At 62.4% G+C, this 5,142-nt stretch carries 6 protein-coding genes; all 6 read left to right on the top strand.

Going from position 1 to position 5,142, the window contains the following annotated elements; all coding sequences use genetic code 11:
* The coding region (locus VEK15_05280) for a hypothetical protein (protein HXV60084.1) at positions 1 to 374 on the top strand (374 nt) is incomplete at its 5' end.
* Positions 371 to 1,030, top strand: coding sequence for a hypothetical protein (locus VEK15_05275; protein HXV60083.1), 660 nt, complete (start codon positions 371 to 373; stop codon positions 1,028 to 1,030). The genes VEK15_05280 and VEK15_05275, both read left to right, overlap by 4 nt.
* 70 nt (positions 1,031 to 1,100) lie before the next feature.
* Entirely contained in the window at positions 1,101 to 2,738 is a 1,638-nt protein-coding gene (gene peaA, locus VEK15_05270; protein ID HXV60082.1) for a quinohemoprotein amine dehydrogenase subunit alpha, read from the top strand.
* Positions 2,735 to 4,147, top strand: a complete 1,413-nt coding sequence (gene peaB, locus VEK15_05265) for a quinohemoprotein amine dehydrogenase maturation protein (GenBank protein HXV60081.1) — start codon at positions 2,735 to 2,737, stop codon at positions 4,145 to 4,147. Before peaA ends, peaB begins: the two co-directional genes overlap by 4 nt.
* The gene (qhpC, locus tag VEK15_05260) at positions 4,144 to 4,470 is read left to right on the top strand and encodes a quinohemoprotein amine dehydrogenase subunit gamma (GenBank protein ID HXV60080.1); all 327 of its coding nucleotides are present in this window, start codon (positions 4,144 to 4,146) and stop codon (positions 4,468 to 4,470) included. Before peaB ends, qhpC begins: the two co-directional genes overlap by 4 nt.
* A gap of 14 nt (positions 4,471 to 4,484) precedes the next feature.
* The coding region (locus VEK15_05255; GenBank protein ID HXV60079.1) for a hypothetical protein at positions 4,485 to 5,142 on the top strand (658 nt) is incomplete at its 3' end.

Here is a 5,142-nt window from a genome sequence, read left to right as displayed (position 1 = left end):
AAGAGAGGCGTTTTCCCGCGAGTCCCTTCTGGCGAAAACGCTCCGCCAATCTCGGCGACGACGACCGAGGCTCACGTCCTGTCCCGCCCCCTCTCACGCCGACGATGAAACTTCGAGCTGCCGAGGGAGTCAGAATCGCCGAAGGGCCCGTGCTCGAGAACGATTTCATCGTGAGCCGCGAGATCCTCCTCGCTCCCGACATGGAGCGTCCGGTTCGCTACTGGGGCTCGATTTGCCTCCCGGATCTGTTCCGAGAGGTGATCACCTCCTCCGACGTCGGTCGGGTCGCGGAAAGAGCGCGTTTTCCCGTGGATCGCGTCTTCGGCGCCATCGATTGGCTCTACCGCTCGGGCTACCTTATAGTGGAATCGTGACACCGCGGAGCTGGGACGAGCCCTGGGAGCACCCCGATTGGTACGATCTGCATGATACCGCTTGGACGGCGGGCCCCGACCGGGAGCCCGAGCATTATCGCGAGCTCGTCATCGCGCTGCCCCCTCTGGACTTCGAGGATCACGTGGTCGACGTCGGTTCGGGAACGGGTAAGGTCGCCTGCGCCATCGGGCGTGCCTATCCCCGACTCGGAAAAGTGAGTCTCATCGAGCCCAACGAGGCCAAGCTGGAGCGAGCCGAGCAACGTCTCCGCGGGGTTCTGCCCAGCGCCGAGATTCGCGCCTATCCTCTGGCGGTAGGGCGAGATTCGGAGCTTCCCAAGCTGGAGGCGAGCATCGCCACGGTCGGAAGCGTTTTCATGCCGCTCATGGAGCTCTGGAGCGGCTCGTTCGGCTCCGGACTCGATTGGCTGCGGTCTTCTCTCGAGCAGGTGGCCGGTCTGCTTCGCTCGGGTGGGGTCGTGTTCGATGCCGAGACCCTGGCGCCTCCCTGGGTACGGGGAAACCTCGACGGCCCGTCGCGACGTCTCCACATGAGGGAATTCAGGCTGGAGATCGAGAAGGTCATGGAGAAGGTCGAGATCGTCTATCGTTTTCGCGATCGCGTCGTCGTGAGGGCCGACAAAGCGTCATTCTGAGTCCATCTTGCAAGCGTTCTGCGGCAATTGATAGAATCGCCTTCCTGTTGACATCGGGGAGGTTCTAGCCTTGGGCTCCCGTCTTATCCTGATTCTCGCGCTCTCGTGGTTCGTCGTTCGCCCCTCCACTGCGAGCGAAGGCATTCCCGTGGGGAACGAGCTCGTGCGCACGGCCTGTGGCGCCTGCCATGAATCGGATGACCAGGGCCGTATGTCGCGAATCTCCTACCTGCGCAAGACCCCCGAAGGGTGGCAGCTCACGTTGAAACGGATGATCCGTACGGCGAAGCTGGACCTCTCTCCCGAACAGGCTCGGGCAATTGTTCGATATCTCGCCGACCACCATGGCCTGGCGCCCGAGGAGGCGAGACCCTATTTCTACGCTGCCGAGAAGAGGCCGAAGCTCGAGAACATCGAGGACGAAGAGATCCGGGATACCTGCGTGCGCTGTCACCTCGGAGCCCGGTTCCTTGCTCAGAGGCGCACGAAGGAGGAGTGGGAGCTCCTCAAGGGGATGCATATCGGCTATTTCCCTCTAATCGAGTTTCAGACTTTCCGTGCGGCCTCGCCATTGGCGGGGGACTCACCGAGCGAGGGAGACGAGAACGGAACGGGCTGGCGCGCCGACCGGGTGCTCGACAAGCTGGCCAGGACCCATCCATTGGAAACTCCGGAATGGAAGCGCTTCGCAGCGAAGTCGTCGGCGCGGACGCTCGAGGGGCGGTGGCTTCTGCGTGCCCATCAACCGGGACGAGGACCCGCATCGGGCATCCTCTCGATGACTCCCCAGGGCGAGGACTACGTCTACGACGGTGACATCGTTCTCGCCGACGGAAGCCGGCACCGCCGTGAGGGAAAAGGGGTCCTCTATACCGGCTACGCCTGGCGCGGCACTTCGAACGGAGAAGGACTGGGGGAGCTGAGGGAGGTTCTCATCCTCTCCGAGGACGGCTCGAAGCTCGAGGGCCGGTTCTTCGAAGGAACTTTCGGAGAGCTCGGACTCGACGTCAGTCTCGAGCGCCTTGGAGGCGATCCCCGGATCGCGGCCGTTTGGCCGAGGTCGGCCAAGGCGGGTGCGGGGGCAATCACCGTTCGCATTCTCGGGGCGAACCTGGAAGGCCTATCGACCGATGATCTGGACCTCGGCCAGGGGATCCGTGTGGCTCGAATCCTGACAAGCTCGCCCGATGTTCTCACCGTTGAGCTCGACGTTTCCCGAGAGGCTCTCCCCGGCTATCGCAACGTTTTCCTGGGTGCCGCGGCATCGGTCGACGCTTTTGCCGTATACGATTCGGTCGACTACGTGAAGGTCCTGCCCGAGGAAGCCCTCGCCCGGGTCGGAGGGGTGAACGTGCCCAAACAATACGCGAAGTTCGAGGCGGTCGCGTACCATCGTGGCGCCGACGACGAGCCTCTCACCGCGGACGACGTGAACCTGGGAACGGTTCCGGCGGAGTGGAACCTAGAGGAATATCACATTCGCCACGATGACGACGACATCGACTTCGTGGGTACCATCGACCAGGACGGCTTCTTTACTCCCAATCAGGAAGGCCCGAATACCGAACGGGAGCTGAATGCCGACAATTTTGGAGACGTCTGGGTCGTGGCGAGCTACACGCCTCCGGGGTCGCAAGAAGTCCTTCGGGGTCGCTCGCGTCTCGTCGTGACGATTCCGCTCTATCTGTACTGGGATCTCTTTCCATGACGCTCGTCCGAGCCAACGAGCTTCGCCGTTTCAACGCGGGCGAGCGAGAGTTTGCTTTTCTCGTGCCCTCGTCGATCGTCGTCGAGCTCGACGGCGAGGTTCGTTCGATTCTCGATCGGCTGTCGGACGGACCCAAACACGTGGGGGAGCTGGCCAGTTCGAAGGAAGCCATCGAGGCGCTCCGAGAGCTCGCGAGCCTTGGCGCGGTCAGTCGCGATGGAGCTCCCGACGTTCCCCTGGCCGAGCTCGCCAGCCCGCCGGTACCACCTCCTCTGAGTACGATCGTGCTCAACGTGACGAACAGCTGTAACCTCAGCTGTCGCTACTGTTACGAGTACGGCGAAGATCGATTGGAGAGCCCGGCCGCACCCCAGATAATGGACGAGGAAACCGCCCGGCGAGCCGTGGATACGCTCATCGCCGAGTCAGGTCACAACCGAAGGCTCCAGGTCACCTTCTTCGGCGGGGAGACGCTCCTGAATTTCAAGGTCATCCGCCCGACGGTGGAGTACGCTCGCAGGCGGGCAGCCGAAGAGGGGAAATTCATCGACTTCAGCTTGACCACCAACGCGACCCTCCTCACTCGAGAAATCAGCCAGTGGCTCGCCGACAACCGGATCGGGGTCACCGTCTCGATCGATGGGCCCCGGGACGTGCAGGACTCGATGCGGGTGTTCGGCCGCGGCCTGGGTAGCTACGACGTGGTCGCGCCTCGAATCAAAGAGCTCCTGAGCATCTACAAGACGCGGCCCATTGGGGCCCGCGTAACCCTGACGGCCAAGACGATCGACGTTCCTCGAATCTTCCATCATTTGATCGACGAGATGGGATTCTACGAGGTCGGTTTCGCTCCGGTGACGTCCTCGAGCGGGCTCGACTACGCGATCGACGGCGAGGGCTTCGACATCCTTCTTGCACAATTTGCCGATCTGGCCGAGCGCTACGTGGATGCCGCCATCGATGGGCGATACCTGGGGTTCTCGAACCTGAGCGATGTCCTGGGCGAGATTCACAAAGGCGTATCCAAAGCTTATCCCTGCGGAGCCGGGCTCGGCCTTCTGGGCGTCGCCCCCGGAGGTGAGATTGGACTCTGCCATCGATTCGCCGGGTCGGGAGACCACGATTTCGGTGACGTCCACACGGGGGTCGATTCCGCGAAACGTTCGGAGCACCTCGTGAAAGGTCACCTCGACCACCGCACCGACTGCCGAACCTGTTGGGTGCGGAGCCTGTGCTCCGGAGGGTGCTATCATGAAGCCCAAGTGCGGTACGGCGATCGGTTCCGTCCCAACCTGCATTACTGCGATTGGATACGCGCCTGGACGTCGCTCGCGCTCGAAGCCTATACGAGGATCCTGGTCGGCAATCCAGCCTTCCTCGAGCGTTTCGACGAAAGGAAGGTAGCATGAAGCACCTGAAGCCCGGTAACCGTAAAGCGGAAGCGGCCTTCGAATGGCTCGAGGCCGAGGGCGGCGAGGTCAAGGCTCTGCAGGAGACCCCACCGCATTACCCGCCGGGGTGTACGACGATCTTCTCGCCGGGATGGGAAGTCGATTCGACCGGAGGGACTGCCGCCTTGTGCCAACCCATGGAGCGCGACCTCTACGATTGCTACAAGACGTGTTTCTGGCCGGCGCAGGTGCCGGACTATCTGAACAACAACCCGGACTGGCACTCCGGTTGCGCCAGCGCGACGCAGGACTGGCGGAAGATCGATCTCATATTTCCTTAGAAGGCTCAAGAGCTATGCGTGCGTTCGTCACTCTCGCTCTCCTCGCACTGGCTGCGGCGCCGCTCGCCGCTCAAACCGAGCCCACCGTTTTCATCTGCGGCATCTGGCCGGATCGGATTCTCTTCTTCGATCAGACGACCGACACGTTCACCGAGGGGCTCCATCTGCGTCACGGCGCGGTGACTCGAAGCTCGCACACTCCGGACAAGCGGAAGTTTTTCGCCGTCACCGGGCGGATGGAGACGGTCGAGGTCATCGATCCGGTGAGACGTGAGGTCGTCGACGAGTTCACGCTCTCGACCGGAGCGGAGCGCATCCGGATCTTCGGTGTGTTCCCCAATCACGACGGAACGAAAGCCTATCTGACGGTCACCGCCGTCAAATTGGAGATCGATCGCTTCGTTCGCTCCGAGGACGTCGATATCATCGCCTACGATCTCGAGAAGAGAGAAGTGACGGAGCGGTTCACGCTTCCCGAGGAGGTCACCGGCGGGAACCGGCCGGCGATTCACTTCGCGCCCGATGGGAAGTCGTTCTACATCATCGCCAAGGACGTTCATCGTCTCGACGCCGAGACCCACGAGGTGCTCGAGACGCTACCGTTGTCGAGACCGCTTCTCGCCGGCTACGGCCCGTTCCGGGGCGTGAATCTCACCGAGACCGAGCCGGGAA

The organism is Vicinamibacteria bacterium (genome assembly GCA_035620555.1).
In the GTDB taxonomy this organism is placed as follows: Bacteria; Acidobacteriota; Vicinamibacteria; order Marinacidobacterales; family SMYC01; genus DASPGQ01.
The sequence above is the reverse complement of the archived record's forward strand: the minus strand, read 5'-3'. Positions and strand labels throughout refer to the sequence as shown.